Raw genomic sequence first — 24,552 nt, forward strand, 5'->3', positions numbered from 1 at the left:
TAGGTCTATTTCCGTTGTTTGGCGCGTGCTCGTGCGGCGGCTTCTTTTTCTTTCTGGGCTTTGCGTGCGGCGGCTTCACGCTCTTTCAGGCGTTGGTTGGCCAGTTTTTCTTTTTCGCGTTGATCTTTCTCGCGTTGTTTCAGGCGGGCTTTGTTGTCTTTCTCCTTTTGCTTGCGGAGCTGCTCCTGTGCTTTCAGACGGGCTTTGCGATCTTTTTCGGCCTGTTTCAGTTTGGCTTTCCGATCGGCCTCCTGCTGTTTCTCCTGCTCAGCCTTTGCCTTCAGGAGAGCCTCCTCTTCCGCTTTTTGCTTGACCAGGAGCGCTTCGCGATCGAGCCGTTCCTGCTCTTTCCGGGCAAGCTCTTCAGCCTCTTGGGCAGCTTTCTCTTCCGCTTCGCGGCGCCGGATCTCTTCAATCTCTTCCAGGGTGAGTTGTTTTTCTTCGGGAGCAGCTTGCAGGGCAGGCACTGAATCGGGTGTTACCTCTATCGCCGTGCTGTCGGCAGGCTGTATGTCGACCTCTTCTATTGGCTCTTCTGTCGGGATATTCTCTTCTTCCGCCGGGATAGCCTCTTCCTCTTCCGGAATCACCTCTTCCGGCACGATGGGTTCTTCCTCTTCTTTCGATATCTCTTCCGTGGCAACGGGCTCTTCTACGACCGCTTCCGGTTCATCGCGCAACAGCTCTCTCTCTGCCGCGGCTGCCGCCTCTTCTTCGGCCTCTTGCTCATCCGCATCCTGACGCAAGCGCCAGCGGGCTATCATGTCCGCCAACTCCTCCCCGTATGTCTCTTCAAAGAAGTCGACATATTCGTCCAAGGTCTTGCCACGCATCAGGGTCTCATAATTATCTTCGGAGATCGGGAAGATAGAAACATCCCGGTTGAGCGCCTGAGCATACCCGCCTTCGCCATGAATCATCTTATAGTATTGCACAATCTCGTCGAAATGATAGAAACCGGTTATCATCAACATCGTCACCGGCCCGGCCTCTTCAAACGAGAGATCGACCTCTTTCACCAGGAAATGAGCAAAGTTATAGGCCGCCACAGCAAACAACAACTGATTGCGATCGATGCTGCCTGTCGGGAAGATAAGCATCATACGGTGGGGCGCCTGCCGTTCATCCTTGAAGACACGGGCAGAGTCGGCTGCCGACAGATCCTCGTCGCCGAAGCGTAGGTTCCAGGTCATGCTGCGAATGCTGCCCTGTACCAGCGTACGGCCACGTAATACACCTTTCAGCATCTCACCCGCCAGTTCGCTTACGTCTGCGTTCGGGTATTTTTCCAATAAGGCACGTAATGCCTCTTTGAAGCCTTCCACATCCGCCGTTTCTACGTAGCTCAACGCGTCCAGAAACATAAACTTAGGCATAAGCTTTGCCAACGGATACTTTTCGCTTACCAGTTGATAGTTACCACGTACCGCAGGCACGTTTCCAGCCAGGTAGGCATCGTAGGTAGCTTGATAGATCGAGTCCTGCACCACATCCATCATGCGGATATTGTATTCATAATCCGGATCGGCCACCGCAATGGCATAATCGCTTTCCGGGAACTCCCGGATGATCAATTGCTTATATCTCTCTTCGAGCTCTTTATCTCCGATGCGGATAGCCATCAGGAATATCTGGTAATAGCCTTCCAGTCGGTTCTGATGTTCCGGGAAACGGCGTTCCAGGTCTTCAAAAGCATGGATCGAGAGCGGGAAGTCTTCCAATTTGTCTTTGTAGATCATCGCCATATGGAAGAGTCCGTCTTCGATGATCAGGTCGGAGGCGGCGATATCCTCTTCCGTCAGCGGGAGTTGTTGTATGTAATATTCCCGCGTTTTGGGGTCGTCGGAAAGCTCTACGGCTGCGGCCGTTTCGTCTCCCTCCATCACGTTTCCTTCCTCATCGGTGAGCGGCGTTTCGGTTTGAGCCGCTCCATCCGCCAGGCTCTCTTGCGGATCGTCGAAGGTGGTCATCTTTTTGTTGGATCGCCGCCAGTTGTCTTCCAGCGTACGGCGTCCCCAACGTCGTTGGAACTGTGTTTTCCCTTGGGCGACGGTTTGCGGATTATAGAAATAGAAACCACCGGCGCCACCGGCTGTCGGCACTGCGATGCCCGATCCTTCCATCTCCGGGCGGTCAATACCCGTTCCCTGTGCCTGTTGCTCTGCCAGATAGGCTTCGCGGTCGGCCTCTTTTTTCGCCTCTTCTTCCTCTTTGATCACCTGTTCGATGATCTTATCGATCACCGCCAGGCGCTCCTCTTCCGGCATGCGGGCAAGCGTTTGCAGGCTATCCTGCAAATGCACCGCTTCGGCATGGATCACCAATTCATCCAATACAGACGACAGATGCGCCACCCGCTTATAGTCTTTATACTCTTTCTGGATGCCTGCCAGGGCGCCGCTGAGGTGCGGTTGCGCCTTGATATAATCGCCCATCTGGAAATAGAGATCCCCGACGCGTATCTGGGCAATGGCTTTGTCCATGCCGTTCAGCGTACTCTTCTCGACCGCCTTCTCGTAGTTGGCGATGGCGTTCACCGTATCTTCCCGGCTGATGTAGATATTTCCGATCGCGTAATAGACCTGATCCAGAAAATCCTGGTTTTTGTCCTGCTTACCCATCCGTTCGAGCATGCGTATCATCTTCAGGTAATTGCCTCCGGTAAACACCTCCGTCTGGCGAATGCGGGCGGCAAACTCCAATTCGTATGGGGGATTGGCTTTAGGCACCTGCCGAAACATATCGTACGCCATCGAGGGCATCTCCAGGTCGGTATAGATCTGCCCCAACAGATATTTCATGCGGGTGCGTTGCAGTTTGTTTTTCTCCGCTTTGATCGCTGTCCGCAGATAGGGCACTGCCTCTTCGAAACGCCCCTCTTTGATCAGGTAATCAGCCATGACTGCCTCGTATTGTTTCCGGTTCTTCTTGGGGATACCGTTGGTATTCAGTTTGGAAAGGATATCTTCCGCTTCAAAATACCAGGCCATCTCCGAATAGGCACGCGCCTGCCATATCTTGGCTTCGGCCACCACCTCCGGATCGTCGGCATAATGGCGCGAGATATACGAGAAGGTAGCTGCTGCCTGCAGAAAGTCAGCATTATAGAATTGTCCCTGCCCGAGCATCAGCCAGCTGTGTTTCAGGAAAGGATTGTATTCTTCTTTATCCTGCAACGCCACCTGCTTGGGATCATTGCGCCAGCCGGGCTTACGTGCCGGCTTGGTACGGATAGAGTGGAGTTTGATGGCTTTGTTGCTTTTTTCGATTGCCCGGTCGAAAGGACCGCCGGTATTGGCTTTGTCTTTGGGTTGCGCGCTGATGGGATACATATGGATCCTGTCCGTATAGTTCTCCTTGTAGTTGCGCTGCATATTGTTCAAGCTCTCGTCAAACGAGACCTTGCCGTTATAGTAGATATTATAACGGGTCGTAAAGGAATGGTAAAAGCGGGTCGCCCTGGTGTTCTTCTTTGTGCTGCAAGAGAGGAGTAGGAGGACCGCCAGAAAAGAAATGATATGATAAAAGCTCTTTTTCAATTCATTATAATGACTAATTGCTTAACGCCGAATCAGCGCTTTTATTGCTTTTGCCGCCAAAAAGAAAAGCACCAAAACCAGGATAATAAACGCTCCGGAAGGCACATTGAAGAAATAGGAGAGGAATAGCCCGGTGACACAAGCCAGAAAGCCAATCGCAATGCTTCCCCAGATGATCTTTTTGAAATCGGAGGTAAAGATATTCATGCAGATCTGCGGGAGTGTCAGCATGCTCATCAACAGCATAATGCCTACCAACCGGATCGAAAAGACAATCGTTACCGCAATGAAGAACATCATCACATATTCGACGAGCCGCACGGGAAGCCCCTGAGTCACGGCAAAGTCGCGATCGAACGCCACGTACACGATCTCCCGCAGGAAGAGGCTGAACAGTCCGATCAACAGCAATGCCAACAGCCCCATCCAGATGAGGTCGGAGGTGGTGATAGTCAATATATTCCCAAAGAGGAATGCCGACAAGTTAGGCGTATAGCCCGGTGTGAGGAAGATAAAGATAACCCCCAGCGCCATGCCCAGCGACCACACGCCGGCAATGGCCGAGTCTTCGCGTATGTTCTGTGTTTTGCTGGCCCACTCCACCCCGAAGGCCGATAAGACCGAAAACAACAACGCCATCCATATCGGGTTGGTGCCCAGATAGAACCCCAGCCCCAGTCCGCCGAATGAAGCATGTGTGATGCCTCCGCTGATAAACACCAATCGACGAGCCACCACGTACGTGCCGACCATACCGCAGGCAATGGCCGTCAGTATGCTGCCAATCAAGGCATGTTGGAAAAAGGCGTATTCTAAGATATTCATCTCTTTAAATTATGAATGAGGAATGAAGAATCGAAGATCGCTTCGCCCCCAATTCTTCATTCTTTATTCTTCATTAATTTCTTCTTTCCCCCAAAATGAGGAACGCCTCCGCTTTCAGGGCATCGGGCAGTTCCAGGCCACGGAGTTGCAGGCTTCGGATCCATCCGGCCACCTCTGTTTCCTGGAGGGTCATCAAGACCTCACGAAACTCTTCGACCGCCTCCTCTTCGTAGGCCTCTGCTGCTACACCCCGGAAACGATCCAGGTCCTCGTCTTCAAAATATTCAATCTCTTTGCTCACGGCAGCCAATAAACTATCCCGTTCACACAATTCATGTTGCCCGCAACACTCCTCCGGAATCTCCTGTGCCTCCGGAATAGTATCAATCTCTCCCCGCTCCAGCATCTGCTGAAACTTCCGGTTGCGGAAAAAGCCTAATACAGCTGCCACAACACCCAATACGATTAATCCAAGTAGTAAATAAAACACCGGTTCTCTATATAAATGATTATTCTTATTTCACCAATTTGTCTTGCTCTAAAAGCAAATCTATCTTTTCACGTAACATCTTACTCGGACGCACATGCGTACCATAGTCTACAATAACACCTTTTCTGTTTACCAAAATACCGTAAGGAAAACTCATAGGGGAAAAGGTCGTTGCCAAAAATTGGTATTCATCGTCAGTAGCAAAATGAATACGTGAGTCATGAATACCTTTTTCCCAATATATCGCACGAGTGGCGCTATTATCAGGCGTTATGCAAATGAAAGAAACATTCAAATCCTCGTCACCGTAGTCTTCCATGAGTTTTACAAGTTCTCCCAAAACAACTTTACACGGAGCACACCATGATGCGCTAATGTTAATGATTTGCACTTTCCCATGATTGGGAGCAATGGTTTGATCAAGCAGATTTTTGTAATCTAATGACATGGTATTTGTGAAATCTTTCGGACGCCCAAGCAAATAGGAGGAAATATCTTCGGGATTTTCCATTTTTATGCGAGTCATCCGGTATTCCTGCATCAATCGATCGAGCAGATAGTCATTGTCAACATGTACGCTATATTTCTCAAAACCATCCAAATCTTTTTGTACAAGAGAATATGCTGCCAGTACCGTAAACATGAAATCTTTAATAACATCTGTTTTTGCAGTCTTTTTAACTAAATCCACGAAATCAGCATCCGTCTCTGGCGCTGCAATGTATCCTGTAGCCGATAAAAGCGCCACAATAAAATGGAAATGTGTATTGGCATAAAGATCGGAATGAAAGTATGTAACGGCGACATCGTTCAGCTCATTCATTAAGGCCTCTTCACTCATTGTTTCCTTGCCATAAACAATCTGCCGCCGCGACCATGAGCCAAAAAGACTTCGGTAATAGTCCAGTTCAATCATGGCTTCCGTTAGCGAAACAACCTCATCACACACACTGTTTTCCTGTAAAAATGCTTGCCGCCTGTCGCGATAAAGACGTCGTTCTTCATCCAGTTTTTCCCTGATTTCAGACCAGGAACAGTTTATTTCACAATCGGTTCCCACTCCGCGATAATTATAATGGGCATTGCGGTAGGCAGTAGCATCGAAATACTTGAAAAAATCACGATTTACTTCAGCCGATTTACCTCCTGATAAGCGAACATCCAGCAAATTATTGAAATCGATCTCTACATGTAAACTATCCCCTGGGATCAGCCACAAAAAATCAAGATAAGGCGGCATACTCAGGTCTTGAGGACGGGCTAAATCAATCTCAAAGGAAAAAGTACCATCATCGTTGATTGGCGCTTTGATTTGAAAAATCCTGGCTTCACCCGAAACTTGGGAAACGTCAATAGTTATATCCTTCGTATCAGGATACACATGCCTGTTCTGTATGTTTCCCGTGATGATGGTGGATTTATTAGACAAACCCTCCACAGACAAATGAGTAGTATCATTACTCTCGCTTTTGCATTGAAGTAATAATAAACTGAATAAAACAACCACCGATTTAATTCCTAATTCTCTCATTTCTATTATTCTATGGATTCAAGAGTTTTTTCTATTCTTCTCTACTTATCTGAAATCCCGCCGCTTTCAAGTCTTCCCAGTATCCCGGATAGCTTTTGCTTACCACCCCGGGCTCGGCAATGGTGATTCCTTCCGGGCGCGCCAAAGCTATCGGGGCAAAAGCCATCGCCATCCGATGATCTTCATAGGTGGCAATCACCGGATCTTTCTCCGCTTCGCATCGTTCGCCATCCCACTCCAGGATGCTGTTTGCCTTGTCTTTTAACACATACCCCAGTTTCCGCATCTCTGCCTTCAGGGCTTCAATACGGTCGGTCTCTTTGATCTTCAGGCTTTGCAATCCCGTGAACCGGAAAGGGATATTCCGCATCGCGCAGGCCACCACAAAGGTTTGCGCCAGATCGGGTTCCTCCACAAAATCATAATTCAACTTACGACAACTGTTCCCATTCGGTTTCAACACAACGCCTTCCGGTGTGAAAGTCGTGCCAATGCCCAGCTGCGCAAACAGTTTTGCTCCGGCGGCATCGCCTTGCAGGCTGTGTTTGAAAAGCCCTTTCAGCGTGATCTCCGCCCCCGGCGCCAACAGCGCAATCGCATACCAATACGAGGCTGCGCTCCAGTCGCTCTCTACCGTAAAGGGGATCGGACGGTATTCGCCCGGGCGGATACGAATCCGATTGTCTGTCCATTCCGACATTACGCCGTATTGTTCCATCAGGCTGAGTGTCAATCGGATGTAGGGTTGCGAAATAACGGTTCCCTCCAGATGCAGTGTAAGCCCTTTCTCCATATACGGAGCAATCATCAACAGGGCCGAGATGTATTGGGAACTCACATCACCCGCCAGCGAGATCTCCCCTCCCTGCAGGGCGCTGCCCAAGATACGGAGCGGAGGATAGCCCTCTTTCTCCATATATTCGATCTTGGCTCCGAGGCTGTTGAGCGCGTCGACCAATATCCTGATCGGGCGGTTTTTCATTCGCTCCGTGCCAGTAATTGTCCATTCGCCCACGATCTTGGAAAGAAAAGCCGTCAAGAAACGCATGGAGGTACCGGCCGCGCCGATGTCGAAGTGCGTATCGTTCGACTGAAGCGCACGCACCATCACTTTTGTATCATCGCAATCCGCCAGGTTCTGAACTTCCTGATCGCTATAACTTAGCGCATTCAGAATCAATACCCTGTTGCTGATGCTTTTGGAAGCAGGAAGTGTCACCGTAGCCCGAAGCGACCGCTCCGGCGCTTTGATCCTATATTTCATTTTTGCCTTACTCTTTAAGATAGAGAGACAAAGGTACGAATTTAATCTAAAAACTACTTCGTAATACTAACAATCCCCCCATCGGGAACAGCTTCGAACTGAATATAGGTTTGTCCGTCTATTTCGACCCGTTTCGAAGAAACAGCTTTTCCGTTTTGGGTCACATCCGCCTTCTCCCATTTCGCAGGCAGTTGTCTCCGAATGGTGAGGGGATACTGATAGATCGCATCATCCAATCCATCGGTCACCTCGAGCGTGATCTGCGTGGAAGAAAGGCTTACTTCTTTGATTGTTGCGGCATCTCTCTCTTTTATGTAGAGTACCACCTCTTTGAACGAGGCCACCCAGAAATCTTCTCTGACCTTATCCATATATTCCACGCTCTCGCGCAGAAATTCGGCCGTAACGGGCGAATAGCTGTTGTCGTCGATCCCGTGCATCATCAATACCAGCCAGCCGTTTTCGGCTGTGGCCATGGCGAGCTTCTCTTGGAATGCCGGCAGGTCGTTCACCCCCAGGCTGCCGCAGTTGATGGCGCTGATGTTATAGAAATCGGCTGGTGTCTTCGCTACGATACGTCCCGAGCAGATTCGCCCGGCGATGAAGTATTGACTGATTGTTTTCACATCGCCGACCGCGCAATTGGGGTAAGCGATTGTCATGCCGTTTTCATTCGTAACACCCAGTTCCGAATGAAGAATCGATATCGATTCGGTGTATTGTTTTATCTGTTCTTCCACCGTAAGCCGCCCCAAGACCGGATGCGACACCGTATGGCTTCCTACTTCGTGCCCATTGGCCACCGCCCGGCGAATATCATCCCAGTTTGGCCCCCAGGCAGGAACGGGATAAAGGGTCAGTTTAAAGTCATATTGGTCGAAAAGCGGAACGGCAATGGCAAACTGATTCGGACAATGATCGTCAAAAGTGTAGGAAACAGCAGCTCGCGTGAAGTCTTTCCAATCCGCGATTTCATAAACACCCGGTTCCGGCTTTGTGGAACAACTACTACACACCACCACTGCCCCTACCAGGAAGGTGAACAAAGTTTTACTTTTCATATCGATTCATTTTTATGGTTTTACAAATATATTACATATCTATGGCTTTTGTATCATCGTCTTTCACCGACACGATTTTCTGAAGAAAAAGATTGTTGGGAATAACGATCAGTTCCTGCTCGTCTGTCCGGATATGGGTATAAAACGTATGTATATCTTCGATCGTGGCAATGATGGGAATGTCTTTATCAATAATATGGATGCGATCGCCAATACGGAAAGGAGCGTTGAAATACATGACAATACCTGCTGTGATATTGCTAAGCACCGACCATTGGGCAAAGAAAGCGACCCCAATCACGGCAAAGATCGAAGAGAGACCGATTAACAGGTTCTGCGGGCGCACACCCCAAATAACGGCTAATACAAAAAGGAAGGTAACATTCAGGATAATGTTCAAGATCCGTTTGACATGCGCCCTCCTTTTCTCCGATTTCTGCAAAAGCAGGCCATATTGAAAGATCAATTTTTGAATAATATACTTTGATAACGGCAATAATACGATCGCTATCAGGGTCGCCACTATTTGTGGGAGATACATTTTTATTTCCATCGGAATCAATTTAATCATAGAACAATCGTGCAAGTAGAAAGTTCGAACCAATTCGCTTCTTAAGGCGATGCCACAGGGGTCAATTCGATTTCCTCAAAGGCCTTGGGTAGTGTGATCAGCTTTCGGTCGATTTCTATCTTCTTATCCATGCCTCGCTCGCCTTTGATGATGTAGTATTTGGCCGTGTCCATCGACATCTTTTTCAGGAAAGCCTCTTTGACGCGTGAGAGTTTCTCGTTGATCGATCCCTCCAGCGGGTTGCACATTCGGTTGATGCTTTCAATCATGTCCTGCTGGTTCTCGCGATAGGACAACAATTTGTAAATCTCTAACAATTCCGTCTTGTAATCGATGAGCGATTTGAGGCTGATCCCCTCCGGGTGGCGCAGGAAAAGGATAAACAGCGATTTAGGCAGTGGAGTCATCTCGATCTCCAGCTGATTGAAGTCCGGGAGAAAAATCCTGTAATCGTTGCTCATAAAGAGTCGGCTTGGGCGGAAGCGTTTCTCTTCTTCGTTCTTGAACAAAAGCTCGCCGATCTCTTTCAATAATAAATCATAAAAGCCCAGTTCTTTTGCATTCTGAATGGCGGACTTGATCTGATCGATCAATAGGATCCCTTCCGAGGGGGGTATTGCCTGTTCGCAATCCATTTCGTCGAATAGACCGGAGACCTTGTCAAACAATGGATGAAAGGAAGGTTTCTTCTCTTTGCGTTCGGTTTGTTCGATCTCTTGCAGCTTGTCGGGAAAAGTACAGGAGGATTTTGGGGAGCTATAAGTGCTCAGGCTTTCTTGCGAAACAGATCCCAGGTTTAGCACTTTCAAGAGAGGAGAAACAGACTCTATATAATGATCGATCTGCTGATTGATCTCTTTTTTGCTTCCCTCCTGTAAAGTCACATATTCATAGACGAATCCCCCTTCATTATCTTCCTCCAAATAGCGGAAGAAACCGGGATGAATCACTCCTTCATACGGGAGGGAGGCGAAGAGAATTTGGGACATAGAGTCGGTCTGCGGGACGGTCGGGTGTAGCGATGCGCGTCTCAGCGTGTGGATGACAGGGAAATAATAAGACAATAATTCCTGCAAGAGAGAAGGTCCCAGTTGGCGATCGACCACCGGCATATAGATGAAATCGGCCAACGGATTAACCTTTTTTAGTTCGGAGAGGATCGTATCGTATTGTTGGCTGAGTAGCTTGTTTATCTTTTTATGATAGGCACCCTCCACATAGATGATCTGATGGGGAAGAAGTTTCAAATCGTTTTCAGACTTGAGGAGGAATCGATGATCCTCCCAACGGATCTCCTTTGTCGTAAAAAATTGGTCGAATAGCATATTGTCCGAGTTGTTTTACTTTTTCTCAAATATATAAAATATTATCTGCAAGGTTGCAAAAGTCGGATCCCCTTTTCAGAAACAGGGATATTTGCGCATAGAAACATTAAACAATAGAAGTCATGAAAGTAAGAGTGTACAATTTAATTATTTTAGATGAGAGCGGATCTATGCAGTCTATTCACAGAGAGTCGGTAAACGGATTAAACGAGACCCTGCAAACGATTCAATCGGCACAGAAAGCGCACGGGGAGTTGCAGGAGCATCTGGTGACCCTGGTTTTTTTCAACTCCAATGGGATACGGACGATTCTGGAGAATAGACCGATTGAGGAGGTCAAACTATTGAAGATGGAGGATTTTAGCCCGAACGCTTGCACACCGCTTTTTGACGCGATGGGCAGCACCTTGTCGAAGTTGCGCTATCAATTAAACAAAGAGGAGAAACATCAGGTGTTGGTCACCATTATTACGGATGGCGAGGAGAACTCTTCCAGGGAGTATTCCGGGAAGATGATCAAAAATATGGTGGGCGAACTGAAAGAGCTGGGCTGGGTGTTTGCTTACATCGGAGCCAATCAAGATGTGGATAAGGTGGCTGAGTCCATGAATATAGAGAACCGTATGTGTTTTGAAGCAAGCCCGGAAGGCAGCCGAAGAATGGCTCAACGATTAAGCCGTAGCCGATCCGGTTTCTATAATAGAATCTCGGAGCAGCTCTTTGATAAGGATATAAACCTGCAGGACAATTTTTTTGAAGATTAATGCACACCCTTTTTTCGAGGCAGGTTGGAGAATCTTTTCGGGGTAACAGCTGAAAAGATTCTCTGTTGTTAAAATATGTGCTCGCACACATAGTTTCAGAAAGAAATGTAGTATATTTGTCGCGATGAGGAATTATCCCTCTGAAAGTGAGAGAATAAAAGAGAAAACAGAACGTGACGAATTTTACTAAAAGAATAAGAAGCTATGAACAATTTATTTGATGTTAAAGGGCTGGTCGTGGTCATCACGGGCGGCGCCGGTATTTTAGGACGTGGCATCGGCGGCTATCTGGCCGAACAGGGTGCCCATGTAGTGATCCTTGACCGGGACGAAGCGGCCGGTAACCAACTGGTAAACGAGATACGTCAGAAGGGAGGCGAAGCGCTTTTCCTGACGACAGATGTGATGAGTAAAGAGGTACTGGAGAAGAACCGGGAAGATATTGTGGCGCAATACGGACGGATCGATGTCTTGTTGAATGCCGCCGGTGGCAATATGGCGGGAGCGACCATTCCGCCGGATAAGACCATCTTGGATCTGGAGATCGACGCCTTCCGCAAGGTGGTCGACCTGAACCTGTTCGGAACGGTGATTCCTTCGATGGTTTTCCTCCCCGAAATAGCCAAACAGCCCAAAGGGAGCATTGTGAACTTTGCGTCCATCTCTTCGTTGCGCCCGCTTACACGCGTCGTGGGGTATGGCTGTGCCAAAGCAGCAATCGCCAACTTCACCAAATACCTGGCGGCCGAGCTGGCACAGAAATTTGGTAATCACCTGCGCGTCAACGCGATTGTGCCGGGCTTCTTTATCACCCAGCAGAACGAATCGCTCTTATTGAATCCGGATGGATCATACACCGATCGTTCGAAATCGATCTTGGGACACACACCGTTCAACCGCTTTGGTGAACCGGAAGAACTCTTCGGAACGATCCACTACCTGATCAGCGACGCCTCGAAATTTGTGACCGGCACATTGGCCATCGTAGATGGAGGGTTTGATGCCTATACCATTTAATTGATAATTGATAATTGATAATTGATGGTTGAAAAATTCATAATTCATAATTCATAACTCATAATTTATAATTACCATGTTTCTATGTGAACAATCCTGGCGGTGGTACGGGCCGAATGATCCCGTTAGCTTAGCCGATATTTGCCAGGCCGGGGCAACCGGTATCGTAACCGCCCTTCATCATATTCCGAACGGAGAAGTTTGGACGGTAGAAGAAATCATGAAACGCAAACAGGAGGTCGAAGCCTATGGTTTGAAATGGGTCGCCGTTGAAAGCGTACCTGTTCATGAACATATCAAAACCCAGACGGGCGACTTCCAACAGTATATCGACAACTACAAAGAGAGCCTGCGGAACTTAGGACAGTGCGGAATCGATGTGGTGACCTATAACTTTATGCCTGTCCTCGACTGGACACGTACGGACCTCCTCTATGAGATGCCCGACGGATCGAAAGCGCTCCGCTTCGAACGGGCGGCTTTCATGGCGTTCGACCTGTTTATCCTGAAACGTCCGGGCGCGGAAGCAGAATATACCGATGCTGAAAAGGCGAAGGCTAAAGCTCGTTTCGACCAAATGACGGATGCCGACAAACAACTGCTCACCCGCAACATCATTGCCGGACTGCCGGGATCGGAAGAGAGCTTCACGGTGGAACAATTCCAGGAAGCACTCGACCGCTATCAGGACATCGACGCAGAACAGCTGCGTGCCAACCTGATCTATTTCCTGCGTGAGATCACGCCGATAGCCGATGAGGCAGGTGTTATGTTGGTGATTCATCCCGACGACCCCCCTTACCCGATTCTCGGATTGCCGCGTATATTGAGTACGGAGGATGATTTCCGCCGGATCGTGGAAGCGGTGCCCAACAAGAGCAATGGTCTTTGTCTCTGTACAGGCTCCTATGGCGTACGCGCCGATAACGACCTGGCCGGCATGATCACCCGTTGGGGCGAACGCATCTATTTCGTGCATTTCCGCAGCACCAAAAGCAACGAAGAGGGCGACTTCTTTGAAGCCAACCACCTGGAAGGCGATGTTGATATGTATGCTGTGATGAAAGCCCTGTTGGAAGTAGAACAGAAGGAAGGTCGTCGCATTGTGATGCGTCCGGACCATGGACACCTGATGATCGACGACCTACATAAAAAGACCAATCCGGGCTATTCCTGCATAGGACGTCTGCGCGGCTTGGCCGAGTTGCGCGGGCTGGAAATGGGCATTGCTAAGTCGATGGAGTTAAACAAGTAGTAAGTAGGTAAGTGAGATACAAAAAAATAAAATAATTACATTTGCACCTTGAAATAGCTTGCCTCAGTATGGAGCGGCTGTTTCTATGGCTTGGTTACTTATAACTAATAGAATAAATAGAATGGAAAAAAAAGTTGTCACCTTTGGGGAGATCATGTTGCGCCTGGCAACTCCCGACTATCTCCGTTTCAATCAAACGGATAAACTGAATGCTACCTTTGGAGGAGGAGAAGCGAACGTTGCTGTGTCATTGGCTAACTATGGCCTGCCGGTGGAGTTTGTTACCCGTCTTCCGAAGAATGATATCGCTCGTGCTTGCGTGCAGGACCTGCGCAAATATGGCGTAGGGACCGACCGCATTGTTTACGGAGGCGATCGTTTGGGTATCTATTTCCTGGAAACAGGAGCGGTGGCTCGTGCCAGTAAAGTGGTATACGATCGTGCTTATTCATCTATCTCACAGATCGAACCGGGCATGATCAACTGGGACGAAGTGTTGAAAGACGCCTCTTGGTTCCACTGGACCGGTATCACACCGGCTATCTCGCAGGGCGCTGCCGACGTATGTCTGGAAGCGGCTCAGGCGGCTAATCGCCTGGGTGTGCCGGTAAGCTGCGACATCAACTACCGCAAAAACCTTTGGAAATATGGCAAAACAGCTACGGAAGTGATGCCGGCGTTGGTGGAATGTTGTGATGTGGTTTTGGGAAATGAAGAGGATTGCGAAAAGGTATTCGGCATCAAACCGGAAGGATTCGACGTAACAGCTACTCACGGAGAGGTGAATGCCGCTGAGTTTGAATCGGTTTGCGAACAGATGCAGAAGCGTTTCCCGCGGGCTAAGAAGGTGATTATCACCCTGCGTGGCGCGATCAATGCCAACCACAATACCTGGGGAGGCGTACTGTATGCCGACAAAACGCTCTATCAGTCGAAACGTTACGACATTACCCATATCGTTGACCGCGTGGGTGGTGGCGACTCATTCATGGGTGGCTTGATCTATGGCTTGATCACCTGGCCGAACGACAACCAGAAAGCGTTGGAATTTGCCGTGGCAGCCTCTTGTCTGAAGCATACCGTCTATGGCGATTACAACCAGGTAACTGTCGACGAAGTAGAAAAACTAATGGCAGGCGACGGTTCCGGCCGTGTTTCACGATAAAACGCATAAATGCGAATTATGAATTATTAATTATGAATTATGAGGGTTTCCTTCTCAATTCATAATTCATAATTCACAATTCATAATTAAGATAGTATGGCTAAATTTAATAAATTGCAGACGCTTGAAGCGATGCGTTCCACAGGTATGGTGCCTGTGTTCTATCATGCGGATATCGAGATTGCGCAACAGGTGTTGAAAGCTTGTTATGCAGGCGGGGTACGCGTGTTTGAGTTTACCAACCGCGGTGATTTCGCACAGGATGTGTTTGCTGCTTTGATCAAGTATGCACAGAAAGAATGTCCGGAGATGATCCTGGGTATCGGCTCTATTGTCGATCCGGCTACGGCTGCGTTGTATCTGCAGTTGGGTGCCAATTTCATCGTTGGCCCGCTGTTTAATCCGGAGATCGCTAAGGTGTGTAACCGCCGCTTGATCCCTTATATTCCGGGATGTGGCTCTGTTAGCGAGATTGGTTTCGCGCAGGAAGTAGGTTGCGATGTATGCAAGGTATTCCCTGCCGGCAACGTGGGTGGTCCCTCTTTCGTGAAAAACGTAAAGGCACCGATGCCCTGGTCAATGCTGATGGTAACAGGCGGTGTTGAACCGACCGAAGAAAACCTGACAGCCTGGATGAAAGCGGGCGTTGCCTGCGTAGGCATGGGCTCGAACCTCTTCCCCAAAGAGGTGATTGCCGCCGGCGAATGGGATAAAATCTCCGCCTTGTGCCGCTACGCACTGGATATTATTGAGAAGGTACGCTGATTATAAAAAATAGAAAATCGGACAAATAAGCCTATTCGTATGGCCTTATTTGTTCGATTTTCTATTTAATAAAGAATAATAACAGAAAGAAAAATCTTATTCTTACATACCTAATGCCATCTGTTTTCTCTCAATTGTATTCTTCCCAACGATATAGGCGTATACCGCTGAGGGGATGAACTGCAACGATACTTTATCCATTTCTCTTTTTTGATATTTGGTGATGGAAGTGACAATCGCTTCAGAAAGATGATTGATTTCCAGGAATTGCAGCAACGCTTTCAATTCACCCGACTGTTCCACATAGCGATCCGACCATTTTATCTCCACCGCCCAATAGGGTTTTTGTTTGATCACATTTAATCCAACCATATCCACCTCTCCTTCTGTTCTGCCACCTGATTTCCAGTTCGCATAGTAGATCTCTGTATTGTCTCGCTGTATCCATTGAGCATAAATAGCTGTTTCAACCATATTCCCCATGGCTTCATCCATTTCCCGCAACGGAGAAAACAGGGCACATCGCAACGACGGATTGGTAAGATATATTTTAAAGGCAGTCGTCCGTTGAAAACGACGCGCGTTCATATCTATTTTATTGACTACTTTTATCAGGAAAGCCGCTTCCAGGTATTGGATATACTTTTTGAGGGTTTCCTTTTTCACGCCTGACTCCTGCGAAAGATTTTCATACGTAAATTCTCCTCCGGAACGATAGGCGATATGTACAAACAGGCGGTTTAACTCTTGTGTATCATTGATTCCATATAAGCTTGGCAAATCGCGTAGCAAAACTTTATCTACGATATCATGACGTATGAACTGCCCGGGATTGGCTTGCATCGTTTCCGAGAAAACAATTTCAGGATATCCTCCATAATTGATATAATTGACGAAATGCTCATTCAAGGTTCCTATATCAATTGTGTCATATACGTCGATTTCCGAGTGGTTCCATGCCAGTTTTTTGGGAATGATTAATTGATTCAATCCCAAAAGATGGATGTATTCGTGAAATGTTAAAGGAGGCAGCATAAAGTCCGAAAAACGCCCAGCTCCACTTTCTCTGCTTTTCATGCGTAAAGCGGCCGCCGCCGATCCGGAAGCGACAAATTTTGTTTCTCTAAAGCTGTCGATAAGACTTTTCAGATGAACTTCCCAGTCTTTTAAATACTGTATTTCATCATAGAAAACATAGAACCCGCTATATTGCTCTTTTTGCCCTAACGCTTCCCGTGCCAACTCAAACAGTTCCTCCAAAGAGATGTTGTTGTATATAGGGGTGTCTATCGATAAATAGATTATTTTCTGTGGGTTAACCCCTGTTTCTATGAGGTGTTCTATCGTATGATAAAGCATAACTGTTTTACCAACACGCCTCGGTCCCATAAGGATGACCCCTCTTTTAACGGAGGTATCTGTAACCATAGGGCAAAATAGATCCATATACAGCCTATGCTTCATTTGATGATAATCATCGGCTATTTTCCCTGTAACCCACCATGGGTTATCAAATTTTAGCCTCGATAAGATCTGTTCCTTTAGAAATCCGGTTATTTTCATCGATGGTAATTTTAAGCAAATATACTAATAATACACAGTAAAACAAAATAAACACATTGCAATATGCTTATTTATTCATAATAATTCGATTTATGTGGTGTTTATATAGCTTATATTTGCTAAATCTACCATTTAGAGAATAAAATCCAAAAAAATAGGGTTAAATTATGAGTTGGCAAGAAGAACAAATGCGCGGTAGTGTGTATTGGAGCCAACCGGACATAACGAAAGATATCCTTTACAAAGCTTTCCATTTCGGAAGATAGGTGAATGGGTTTTTTCCATTTCCTGATGCTTTCGCCAGGCATCCGGTTCGTAGACCACTTGAAAAACGCCTTTGGCTGAAGGATCGACCAGGCGTTCTGCCAGACGGATAGCGACCATGCCCATCGTATAACGCATATTGATTTCCACACAAGGATGGATGCGCTGATGGCCTTCTTCGTCTGTATAGACCATCATATCGACACCCAGGTAGCCGGTGTACAGGCCACCAAACAGCTCTTGCAATACCTCCGGCGTAATGGTTTTGATCTCCTCCAACGCCTCTTTGCCTACAAGGTCGGCTATCTCTCCCTCCATCTCTGCTTGCCCGGCCAACAGGTTGCCGCAGTAGGTCTTCCAACCGGCTGTTTCAAAGAGGGAAATGCCGTGGTAAACAATGTCTCCCCGCGCGTCCAACTGATACTCCAAGGCAAAATCTCTGACCTTCTGATACCGCTTTTCGATGCTGAGACTACCCTGCTTGCGGAGGGCTCCATTGATCCATTCCCCCTCTTTTTCCGGGATGGTGTCGTCTAATCGCAATAACCCGCGCCCCGAAGAGGAGAGAGGCATCTTTAGCACAAAAGGCGGCGTATGGGTGGTGATATAGGCTTTCAATTCCTCCACGGAGGACAGGAAACAGGGTGCTTCGGGCAAAGGCTGCCTGGCTCGTTGCCGCATTTTATCCAAACAATGGGCAGCCGTCTGCCGTTTGGCAAGGGTGGCATAGGCCTCCTGCCAGGGCGGCACGATGAGATCCCTGCCGGGCACCTCAGAAAGCTCTTCCAAAAAACAGATGCTTTGTGGGGAAAGTCCCCAGGGAGCCGCCTGAAGAGGTGGCAGCGAAGTCTCTCCCTCCCAGTCGCGGCGGGAAACAGGAGTGGCTCGCCGGAAACACTCTGCCGGTACTCCGGCCAGAAAATCCAACGAGCCACTATGTTCTATCCAAACGTAATCATCCTCTTCCGCATACCACAAGGGCAACAACGCCAACTCTTCCCGCATGCGACACACATTTTTGGGTGCCATATAATGCTGATTCCCGGGAAGAAGCCCCGGTTCGTAGCCCGGGTTAAACAGGTGGAGAGACGGACGATCGGCGATGTCAATCCAGGTTTTCGTCGATGGCTTCAATCTTTTTAATGGTGAATTCCATTTCTTCTTTCAGCTTCTCGATCTTGCGCTCCATCTCTTTCAACAGACCGCCTCCGCCTTTTGAGGATACGCTCAAAAAACCGATATTGTTTTCGTAGGTCTGCAATTCGCTCTTCATCCGGTCGTAGATGCGCATCAGTTTCTCACGTTCGCCGTACAATTTGTTCTTTCCTCGTTCGCCGGTGGAGAGGTCATTCAGTGTATTGCGGAACGACTGCATCTTACGGTCGTTCTTATCCACCTTCAACCGGTCGAAATGCTTATCGACAGCTTCGTGATATTCCTTGTAGATCTTGTCTTTCTCTTTGAACGGCACGAAACCGATGTTGTTCCATTCCGCCATGTATTCGCGTAGTTTCGTCAACGCCTCTTCCTCGGCTACCGTAGCATCCAACGCGTTGATCTTCTCGATCAATTCTTTCTTGGCAGCCAGGTTGGTCTGTTCCACGCTCTTTTGCGATACGACATTCTTATTCTTCTGTTCGAAGAAATAATCACAAGCCGTGATGAAACGTTTCCAAACCGCGTCGGAATGTTTGCGAGCCACCGGCCCGATCTTCTTCCATTCCTTCTGCAAAGCGATCATCTTATCGGTCGTTTCCTTCCAGTCTGTATTGTCTTTCAACGCCTCAGCCTGTTCGCAAAGCGCCTTTTTCTCTTCCAGGTTCTTCTCCATGTCGTCTTTGACGCCTTTGTAGAATTCCCCTTTCTTCTGGAAATACACATCACAGGCCGAGCGGAAACGCTCGAATATCTTCACGTTGAATTTCTTCGGGGCAAAGCCAATCGCTTTCCATTTGTCCTGCAAGGCGATCACCTCTTTGTTTTTCGCTTCCCAGTCCTTGAAGGTCTTCAGCTGATCGTAATCAATGCTTTCGATCTCTTCGCAGATAGCCGTCTTCGCATCCAGGTTTTCCTGTTCTTTGGCTTTCAGCTTTTCAAAATGATCCTGGTGGCGTTTGTTGATCACGGTAGAAGCCGCCTTAAAGCGTCCCCATACCTCTTCGCGCAACTCCTTCGCCACCGGCCCGATCTCGCGCCATTGCTGGTGCAATTTCTGCAACTGGTGGAAGGCAGAGATCACATCGGTCTCTTCCTGCAACTTCTCAACCGTTTCGCAAAGAGCCGTTTTCAGTTCCATATTCTTCTTGAAGTCATAATCGCGGAACTGATTGTTTATCTTGATGATATCATAGAATTTCTCGCTATAGAGCTGGTAGCTTTTCCAAAGTTCATTGGCATGTTCCTGGGGTACATTTTTCACATCTTTCCAACGTTGCTGGATATCTTTAAACTCATTATAGAGCTTATTGAAGTCGTCCTGGCTTTCGGTCAATGCCTTGAGTTGGTCGATCATCTGCAGTTTCAAGGCGTAATTCGCCTCTTTCTGGCGTTCTTCTTCCGCCAGCTGACCGGCGCGTTTTTCGCGATAGGCAGCCAACAGCTCTTTCAGCTTCGCTTCCGTTTCTTCTTCCGGCGCTTTAAACTCAGCCTCTTCGCCTCCCTCTTCGAGGAATACTTTCTTCAATTCATCGATTTCGGCACGGCGCAATTTATAATAAGCCTGTTTCAGTGATTCGATCTCCGCACGTGATTTTTCAACAGAATCTTCGACCAGTGTAGCCAATCGCTCAAGAATCTCCTCCTTGTTCAGCTGATCGACCGGTTTGCCCGGCGCTATTTCTGCCGCAGGCGCTGCCTCTTCCACGGGATCGGGGATCGCCGCTTCGGCAGGAGTGGGCTCAGCCGCTTCCGCTTCCGTTGTTTCTACTACAGCCGCTTCCTGAGGAGTTTCAGGGGTCGTTTCTTCGATTTCTTTTGCTTCTGTTGTTACTTCTTGACTCATTTCCGCCATTTCTGCCGGATTCTTCGCCTCTTCTATTTTGCCATCTTCCTGAGGCAAATTAGTGTCTAGAGTGTCCTTCATATTCAATCACGTTTAGAAAAAGGGAGCATTCCCCATAGTTTAATGCACAAATTAAACTAAAAATTTTTGTGATTGCACCATTTGAAGGAAATTATTTCGTTAATCTACTGAAAAGTAGCCCAAAAAGCCCGGCAAAGCGGTGTAGGGGGGATTCAGATATTGTAAGATTTGAAGGAGCTAAAGTCCGGAAGGACTTAGATGTGGATAACCCCGTGCAAGCCGTTAAGGCGCAGCTCGGGGGACGAGTATAATAAAAAACGAGCTCCGTAGGGGCTCAACAGTTGACCTCCTACGGAGCTCATGATATATATATTACGTCAACCCCGAGCTGCACCTACGGTTTGCACGGGGTTATCCAGGTTGAAGCCCTTCCGGGCTTTCTAAAAACCTTCCCATTTTCTCCTACTTGAAGATCCTCACCCCAACTATCATTTTGATATTTTCGCCCGACTATTTTTCCGAAAACGTAGGGGTATTTAAAATTAGTCCCGCGAGTAACACTTTTTAACGTATCATATTGTAAAGCAAAATGGCGATTTTGCTTACACTTTGTATTTTGGTGTTTTTTATTTCTTTTGAATCGTTTTGTGCTTGGTCGGGCAATCTTTATTTCTCATTGCCTTCCCCTGCTCCTTCTTCACAATCACCGGTCGAATACACTTTCGCTAAAGATTAATTCCTACCTTTGAGGCCAAAATCAAAACAGAGATGGTACACAAATATGACTTCCTCGTGATAGGTTCCGGCATTGCCGGTATGAGTTTTGCCCTGAAAGTGGCTCATAAAGGGAAAGTAGCGCTTATTTGTAAATCGGGCCTGGAAGAGGCCAATACCTATTTTGCCCAGGGGGGCGTTGCTTCGGTGACAAACCTGATTGTCGATAATTTCGAAAAACATATAGAAGACACGATGATCGCAGGCGACTGGCTGAGCGATCGGGCGGCTGTCGAGAAGGTGGTACGCGAAGCGCCTGCCCAGATCAAGGAATTGATCAGCTGGGGAGTCGATTTCGACAAAGACGAAAAGGGCAACTTCGACCTCCATCGCGAAGGAGGACACTCGGAGTTTCGCATCCTTCACCACAAAGACAATACCGGGGCGGAGATACAGGACAGCCTGATCGAGGCCATCCAACGCCATCCTAATATTGATGTATTCGAGAATTATTTTGCTATCGAGATACTGACACAACATCATCTGGGTGCCACCGTGACCCGCCAAACACCCGATATCGAATGCTACGGCGCCTACATTATGGACCTGGCTTCCGGACGTATCGACACCTTCCTTTCCAAAGTGACCCTGATGGCGACCGGAGGGATCGGCGCTGTTTATCAGACGACCACCAACCCGCTGGTGGCTACCGGCGACGGGATTGCGATGGTCTACCGTGCCAAGGGAACGGTGAAAGATATGGAATTTGTGCAGTTCCACCCCACGGCGTTTTATCATCCGGGCGATCGCCCCTCGTTCCTGATCACCGAGGCGATGCGTGGCTACGGAGCCGTACTTCGCACACAGGACGGGCAGGAGTTTATGCAGAAATACGACGAACGCCTTTCGTTGGCTCCGCGTGATATTGTGGCGCGCGCTATCGACAACGAGATGAAGAACCGGGGCGATGATTTCGTTTACCTGGACGTCACCCACAAAGAGGCGGAAGAGACGAAAAAGCATTTCCCTACCATTTATGAAAAATGCCTTTCCTATGGCATCGATATCACCAAAGAATATATTCCGGTGGCTCCGGCGGCTCATTACCTTTGCGGAGGCATACAGGTCGATCTCGACGGATGCTCTTCCATCAAGCGCCTCTATGCCGTAGGCGAATGTTCCTGCACCGGGCTTCATGGGGGCAATCGGTTGGCATCGAACTCGTTGATCGAAGCGGTGGTCTATGCCGACGCGGCTGCCAAACACAGCACTCATTTCTTAGATCAATACGCTTATCAGGAGGATATACCCGCTTGGAACGACGAGGGGGTACAATCGCCCGAGGAGATGATCCTGATCACCCAAAGCGCCAAAGAGGTGGGGCAGATCATGAGCTCGTATGTCGGCATTGTGCGTTCCGACCTGCGCCTGAAGCGTGCCTGGGATCGCTTAGACATTATTTATGAAGAAACCGAAAGCCTCTTCAAGCGCTCTGTTGCCTCGAAAGAGATCTGCGAATTGCGTAATATGGTGAATACCGGTTACCTAATCATGCGCCAGGCGATGGATCGCAAAGAGAGTCGCGGGCTTCACTACACACTCGACTATCCGCCACAGGAAAAATAAAGAGGGTGTATCAAAAGCCTACGAATTCTAAAATACAAATTGCAAGTCATTACCCCGTCAGGGGTAAAATATGGATAACCCCGGGTGCAACCCGGGGTAGCGGATCACTCTTCTCTCTGAACCCCGAAGTGGGTTCAACCCGCTTCGGGGTTACTTTGAGTTGGATGGACACCCACCCCGGGTTGACACCCGGGGTTATCAACATTAAAGCCCTTTCGGGCTTCTCCCTTCCTCCCCATTCCAGAAAAAAGCAATCCCCATGTTATACTTTCCCCACTCTGTCGTCTTATGGATAGGATGGAACTCGACGCGTTTAAAGAAACAGTAGTATCCCTTCGGGAAAGATTGTTGCATATCTCGCTCCGGCTGATAGAGAATGAAGCCGATGCCGAAGATGTGGTTCAGGAGGTGTTCCTGAAACTCTGGCAGATGCGCGACGCGTTGGATCAATACCGGAGTGTCGAAGCGCTGGCGGTCACGATGACAAAGAACCTGACGCTCGACAAGATCAAACTCCGCAAACCCCAGGGGGATGAACAGGATCTATTGCGCATAGAAACGGAAACGCGCAACCCGGCACTCTTATTGGAACAGCAGGACGCGGTCGCCTGCATACGCCGATTGATCGAGCAGCTACCCACGCTGCAACAAACGATTATCCGCATGAAAGATGTCGAAGGATATGAGTTGGCAGAGATAGCCGCCATCACCGGAACACAGATCGAAGCGGTTCGCTCCAACCTCTCCCGGGCCAGGAAGAAAGTCAGGGAACATTATTTGGCAATACATACATACAACCATTATGAGAATAGATGATTTATTAGAAAAATATTTCGAAGGGGAGACCACAGCTGCCGAAGAAAAGGAGCTGCGCACCTTCTTCTCTTCGGGACCGGTAGCGGAACATCTCGCGCCTTACCAGCCACTCTTTGCCTATTTCGATGAAGAGATAGCCCGAAAGGAGGAAAAGGAAGAGGCGGTTGTCCCGGCAGTCGCGGAGCGGTCAGCCCGGCGCAGGGTATTCTATATGGTTTCAGGCATTGCCGCCTCCCTGTTGTTGTTGCTTGGCATTGGGCAGATCTTCTTTTTCGAAGGGCGGCGCTACTGCGCGGACAACTATGTGATCATCAACGGACGCTGTTATACCGATGTAAAGACCATCCGCGAACATGCCTTCAGGGCATTGGAAGAGGTAGCGACCACATCGGAGGAATTGATCCCCACATTCGATCGGGATGAGATGGATCGACAAATCATCGAGGAACAACTAAACGATTTGCGCAGTCTTTTTGACGAAGAGGAATAAATTAAAAACGAAAATACAATGAAACGGATTATCAGTACAATCACCTGCCTACTATTTGTTTGCCTGGCGTTCCCTGCGGAGATGCATGGCAAGGAGATGCAGAAAGACCTGCGGATACAAGAGGTGTTCCAGCGTTATGGCAAGAAGAAAAATGTGACGATGGTAGAGCTTTCTACGGAGATGCTGGAGACCTACGGCATGGCTCACTATAAGAGTATCAAGATCAAGAACGACCCTGATGCGCTGCGTTTCATCCGTCGCTGCCTGGAGGCCGACCAGAAGGGAGCCCGCAAGATAAAAGAGGTGACCGACGACGGGGGAATCGTCTCGGCCTATTACCAGTTGCCGGTCGTACGGGAGGATATGAACCGGTATATCCTTTTCAAGGTAAGTAAAAAGGGGGAGATCAATCTGGTCTATATTGAAGGGGATCTTGATAGTGATGACCTGATCACCCTTCTGTTTAGTGGAAATGATTTATAACA

The 24,552-nt window shown here is 48.3% G+C and carries 20 protein-coding genes; 9 read left to right on the top strand and 11 right to left on the bottom strand.

Annotation, left to right across the window (positions count from 1 at the left end; genetic code table 11):
• Positions 1-5: 5 nt before the first annotated feature.
• From M2134_RS09320 to M2134_RS09355, 8 genes are all read right to left on the bottom strand, one after another.
• Positions 6-3,539, bottom strand: a complete 3,534-nt coding sequence (locus tag M2134_RS09320; RefSeq protein WP_280758159.1) for a hypothetical protein — start codon at positions 3,537-3,539, stop codon at positions 6-8.
• A 21-nt stretch (positions 3,540-3,560) separates the two neighbouring features.
• Positions 3,561-4,364, bottom strand: a complete 804-nt coding sequence (locus M2134_RS09325) for a metal ABC transporter permease (RefSeq protein WP_280750805.1) — start codon at positions 4,362-4,364, stop codon at positions 3,561-3,563.
• Positions 4,365-4,437: 73 nt separating this feature from the next.
• The gene (locus tag M2134_RS09330) at positions 4,438-4,854 is read right to left on the bottom strand and encodes a phospholipase (RefSeq protein WP_280750804.1); all 417 of its coding nucleotides are present in this window, start codon (positions 4,852-4,854) and stop codon (positions 4,438-4,440) included.
• Between the two features lie 25 nt (positions 4,855-4,879).
• Complete coding sequence (locus M2134_RS09335) at positions 4,880-6,385, bottom strand: TlpA family protein disulfide reductase (protein ID WP_280750803.1); 1,506 nt, start codon at positions 6,383-6,385, stop codon at positions 4,880-4,882.
• A gap of 31 nt (positions 6,386-6,416) precedes the next feature.
• Positions 6,417-7,649: a 3-phosphoshikimate 1-carboxyvinyltransferase gene (locus tag M2134_RS09340; protein WP_280750802.1), complete on the bottom strand. Its 1,233-nt coding sequence runs from the start codon at positions 7,647-7,649 to the stop codon at positions 6,417-6,419.
• 53 nt (positions 7,650-7,702) lie between these two features.
• Positions 7,703-8,710, bottom strand: coding sequence for a polysaccharide deacetylase family protein (locus M2134_RS09345; protein ID WP_280750801.1), 1,008 nt, complete (start codon positions 8,708-8,710; stop codon positions 7,703-7,705).
• A 31-nt stretch (positions 8,711-8,741) separates the two neighbouring features.
• Positions 8,742-9,263: a mechanosensitive ion channel family protein gene (locus tag M2134_RS09350; protein WP_280750800.1), complete on the bottom strand. Its 522-nt coding sequence runs from the start codon at positions 9,261-9,263 to the stop codon at positions 8,742-8,744.
• A 59-nt stretch (positions 9,264-9,322) separates the two neighbouring features.
• Positions 9,323-10,606 carry a hypothetical protein gene (locus M2134_RS09355; RefSeq protein WP_280750799.1) on the bottom strand — a complete coding sequence of 428 codons (1,284 nt, stop codon included), beginning with the start codon at positions 10,604-10,606 and terminating at the stop codon, positions 9,323-9,325.
• Positions 10,607-10,728: 122 nt separating this feature from the next.
• Here M2134_RS09355 and M2134_RS09360 point away from each other — a divergent pair, with 122 nt between their 5' ends.
• The 5 genes from M2134_RS09360 (at position 10,729) to M2134_RS09380 (ending at position 15,572) form a co-directional block, all read left to right on the top strand.
• Entirely contained in the window at positions 10,729-11,370 is a 642-nt protein-coding gene (locus tag M2134_RS09360; protein WP_280750798.1) for a VWA domain-containing protein, read from the top strand.
• Between the two features lie 204 nt (positions 11,371-11,574).
• On the top strand, positions 11,575-12,387 hold the full coding sequence (locus M2134_RS09365) for an SDR family oxidoreductase (RefSeq protein ID WP_280750797.1): 813 nt from the start codon (positions 11,575-11,577) through the stop codon (positions 12,385-12,387).
• 76 nt (positions 12,388-12,463) lie between these two features.
• Positions 12,464-13,642, top strand: coding sequence for a mannonate dehydratase (gene uxuA / locus M2134_RS09370; protein WP_280750796.1), 1,179 nt, complete (start codon positions 12,464-12,466; stop codon positions 13,640-13,642).
• Positions 13,643-13,763: 121 nt separating this feature from the next.
• Entirely contained in the window at positions 13,764-14,807 is a 1,044-nt protein-coding gene (locus tag M2134_RS09375; protein ID WP_280750795.1) for a sugar kinase, read from the top strand.
• Positions 14,808-14,903: 96 nt separating this feature from the next.
• The gene (locus tag M2134_RS09380) at positions 14,904-15,572 is read left to right on the top strand and encodes a bifunctional 4-hydroxy-2-oxoglutarate aldolase/2-dehydro-3-deoxy-phosphogluconate aldolase (RefSeq protein ID WP_280750794.1); all 669 of its coding nucleotides are present in this window, start codon (positions 14,904-14,906) and stop codon (positions 15,570-15,572) included.
• A gap of 102 nt (positions 15,573-15,674) precedes the next feature.
• Here M2134_RS09380 and M2134_RS09385 read toward each other — a convergent pair whose 3' ends face one another.
• From M2134_RS09385 to M2134_RS09395, 3 genes are all read right to left on the bottom strand, one after another.
• Complete coding sequence (locus M2134_RS09385; RefSeq protein WP_280750793.1) at positions 15,675-16,961, bottom strand: ATP-binding protein; 1,287 nt, start codon at positions 16,959-16,961, stop codon at positions 15,675-15,677.
• A 339-nt stretch (positions 16,962-17,300) separates the two neighbouring features.
• Positions 17,301-18,533, bottom strand: a complete 1,233-nt coding sequence (locus tag M2134_RS09390; protein ID WP_280750792.1) for a hypothetical protein — start codon at positions 18,531-18,533, stop codon at positions 17,301-17,303.
• A complete protein-coding gene (locus tag M2134_RS09395; protein ID WP_280750791.1) occupies positions 18,505-20,481 on the bottom strand; it encodes a DUF349 domain-containing protein in 1,977 nt (658 codons plus the stop codon). Before M2134_RS09395 ends, M2134_RS09390 begins: the two co-directional genes overlap by 29 nt.
• Positions 20,482-21,189: 708 nt before the next feature.
• Here M2134_RS09395 and nadB point away from each other — a divergent pair.
• From nadB to M2134_RS09415, 4 genes are all read left to right on the top strand, one after another.
• Positions 21,190-22,761, top strand: coding sequence for an L-aspartate oxidase (gene nadB, locus M2134_RS09400; protein ID WP_280750790.1), 1,572 nt, complete (start codon positions 21,190-21,192; stop codon positions 22,759-22,761).
• A gap of 297 nt (positions 22,762-23,058) precedes the next feature.
• Positions 23,059-23,577, top strand: coding sequence for a sigma-70 family RNA polymerase sigma factor (locus tag M2134_RS09405; protein WP_280750821.1), 519 nt, complete (start codon positions 23,059-23,061; stop codon positions 23,575-23,577).
• The gene (locus tag M2134_RS09410) at positions 23,564-24,067 is read left to right on the top strand and encodes a hypothetical protein (RefSeq protein ID WP_280750789.1); all 504 of its coding nucleotides are present in this window, start codon (positions 23,564-23,566) and stop codon (positions 24,065-24,067) included. The genes M2134_RS09405 and M2134_RS09410 overlap by 14 nt, the downstream gene beginning before the upstream one ends.
• An 18-nt stretch (positions 24,068-24,085) precedes the next feature.
• Positions 24,086-24,550, top strand: coding sequence for a hypothetical protein (locus M2134_RS09415; RefSeq protein WP_280750788.1), 465 nt, complete (start codon positions 24,086-24,088; stop codon positions 24,548-24,550).
• Positions 24,551-24,552 lie beyond the last annotated feature (2 nt).

Source organism: Parabacteroides sp. PM6-13, from assembly GCF_029892605.1.
Classification (GTDB): Bacteria; Bacteroidota; Bacteroidia; order Bacteroidales; family Tannerellaceae; genus QVMG01.

What these genes read in the sequence shown, in the direction of transcription:
- M2134_RS09395 (WP_280750791.1), bottom strand. Translation starts at nt 20,481, where the DNA reads ATGAAGGACACTCTAGACACTAATTTGCCTCAGGAAGATGGCAAAATA.
- M2134_RS09380 (WP_280750794.1), top strand. Translation starts at nt 14,904, where the DNA reads ATGGCTAAATTTAATAAATTGCAGACGCTTGAAGCGATGCGTTCCACA.
- M2134_RS09355 (WP_280750799.1), bottom strand. Translation starts at nt 10,606, where the DNA reads ATGCTATTCGACCAATTTTTTACGACAAAGGAGATCCGTTGGGAGGAT.
- M2134_RS09345 (WP_280750801.1), bottom strand. Translation starts at nt 8,710, where the DNA reads ATGAAAAGTAAAACTTTGTTCACCTTCCTGGTAGGGGCAGTGGTGGTG.
- M2134_RS09410 (WP_280750789.1), top strand. Translation starts at nt 23,564, where the DNA reads ATGAGAATAGATGATTTATTAGAAAAATATTTCGAAGGGGAGACCACA.
- nadB (WP_280750790.1), top strand. Translation starts at nt 21,190, where the DNA reads ATGGTACACAAATATGACTTCCTCGTGATAGGTTCCGGCATTGCCGGT.
- M2134_RS09405 (WP_280750821.1), top strand. Translation starts at nt 23,059, where the DNA reads ATGGAACTCGACGCGTTTAAAGAAACAGTAGTATCCCTTCGGGAAAGA.
- M2134_RS09335 (WP_280750803.1), bottom strand. Translation starts at nt 6,385, where the DNA reads ATGAGAGAATTAGGAATTAAATCGGTGGTTGTTTTATTCAGTTTATTA.
- M2134_RS09360 (WP_280750798.1), top strand. Translation starts at nt 10,729, where the DNA reads ATGAAAGTAAGAGTGTACAATTTAATTATTTTAGATGAGAGCGGATCT.
- M2134_RS09375 (WP_280750795.1), top strand. Translation starts at nt 13,764, where the DNA reads ATGGAAAAAAAAGTTGTCACCTTTGGGGAGATCATGTTGCGCCTGGCA.
- M2134_RS09415 (WP_280750788.1), top strand. Translation starts at nt 24,086, where the DNA reads ATGAAACGGATTATCAGTACAATCACCTGCCTACTATTTGTTTGCCTG.
- uxuA (WP_280750796.1), top strand. Translation starts at nt 12,464, where the DNA reads ATGTTTCTATGTGAACAATCCTGGCGGTGGTACGGGCCGAATGATCCC.
- M2134_RS09365 (WP_280750797.1), top strand. Translation starts at nt 11,575, where the DNA reads ATGAACAATTTATTTGATGTTAAAGGGCTGGTCGTGGTCATCACGGGC.
- M2134_RS09340 (WP_280750802.1), bottom strand. Translation starts at nt 7,649, where the DNA reads ATGAAATATAGGATCAAAGCGCCGGAGCGGTCGCTTCGGGCTACGGTG.
- M2134_RS09325 (WP_280750805.1), bottom strand. Translation starts at nt 4,364, where the DNA reads ATGAATATCTTAGAATACGCCTTTTTCCAACATGCCTTGATTGGCAGC.
- M2134_RS09385 (WP_280750793.1), bottom strand. Translation starts at nt 16,961, where the DNA reads ATGGGACCGAGGCGTGTTGGTAAAACAGTTATGCTTTATCATACGATA.
- M2134_RS09350 (WP_280750800.1), bottom strand. Translation starts at nt 9,263, where the DNA reads ATGGAAATAAAAATGTATCTCCCACAAATAGTGGCGACCCTGATAGCG.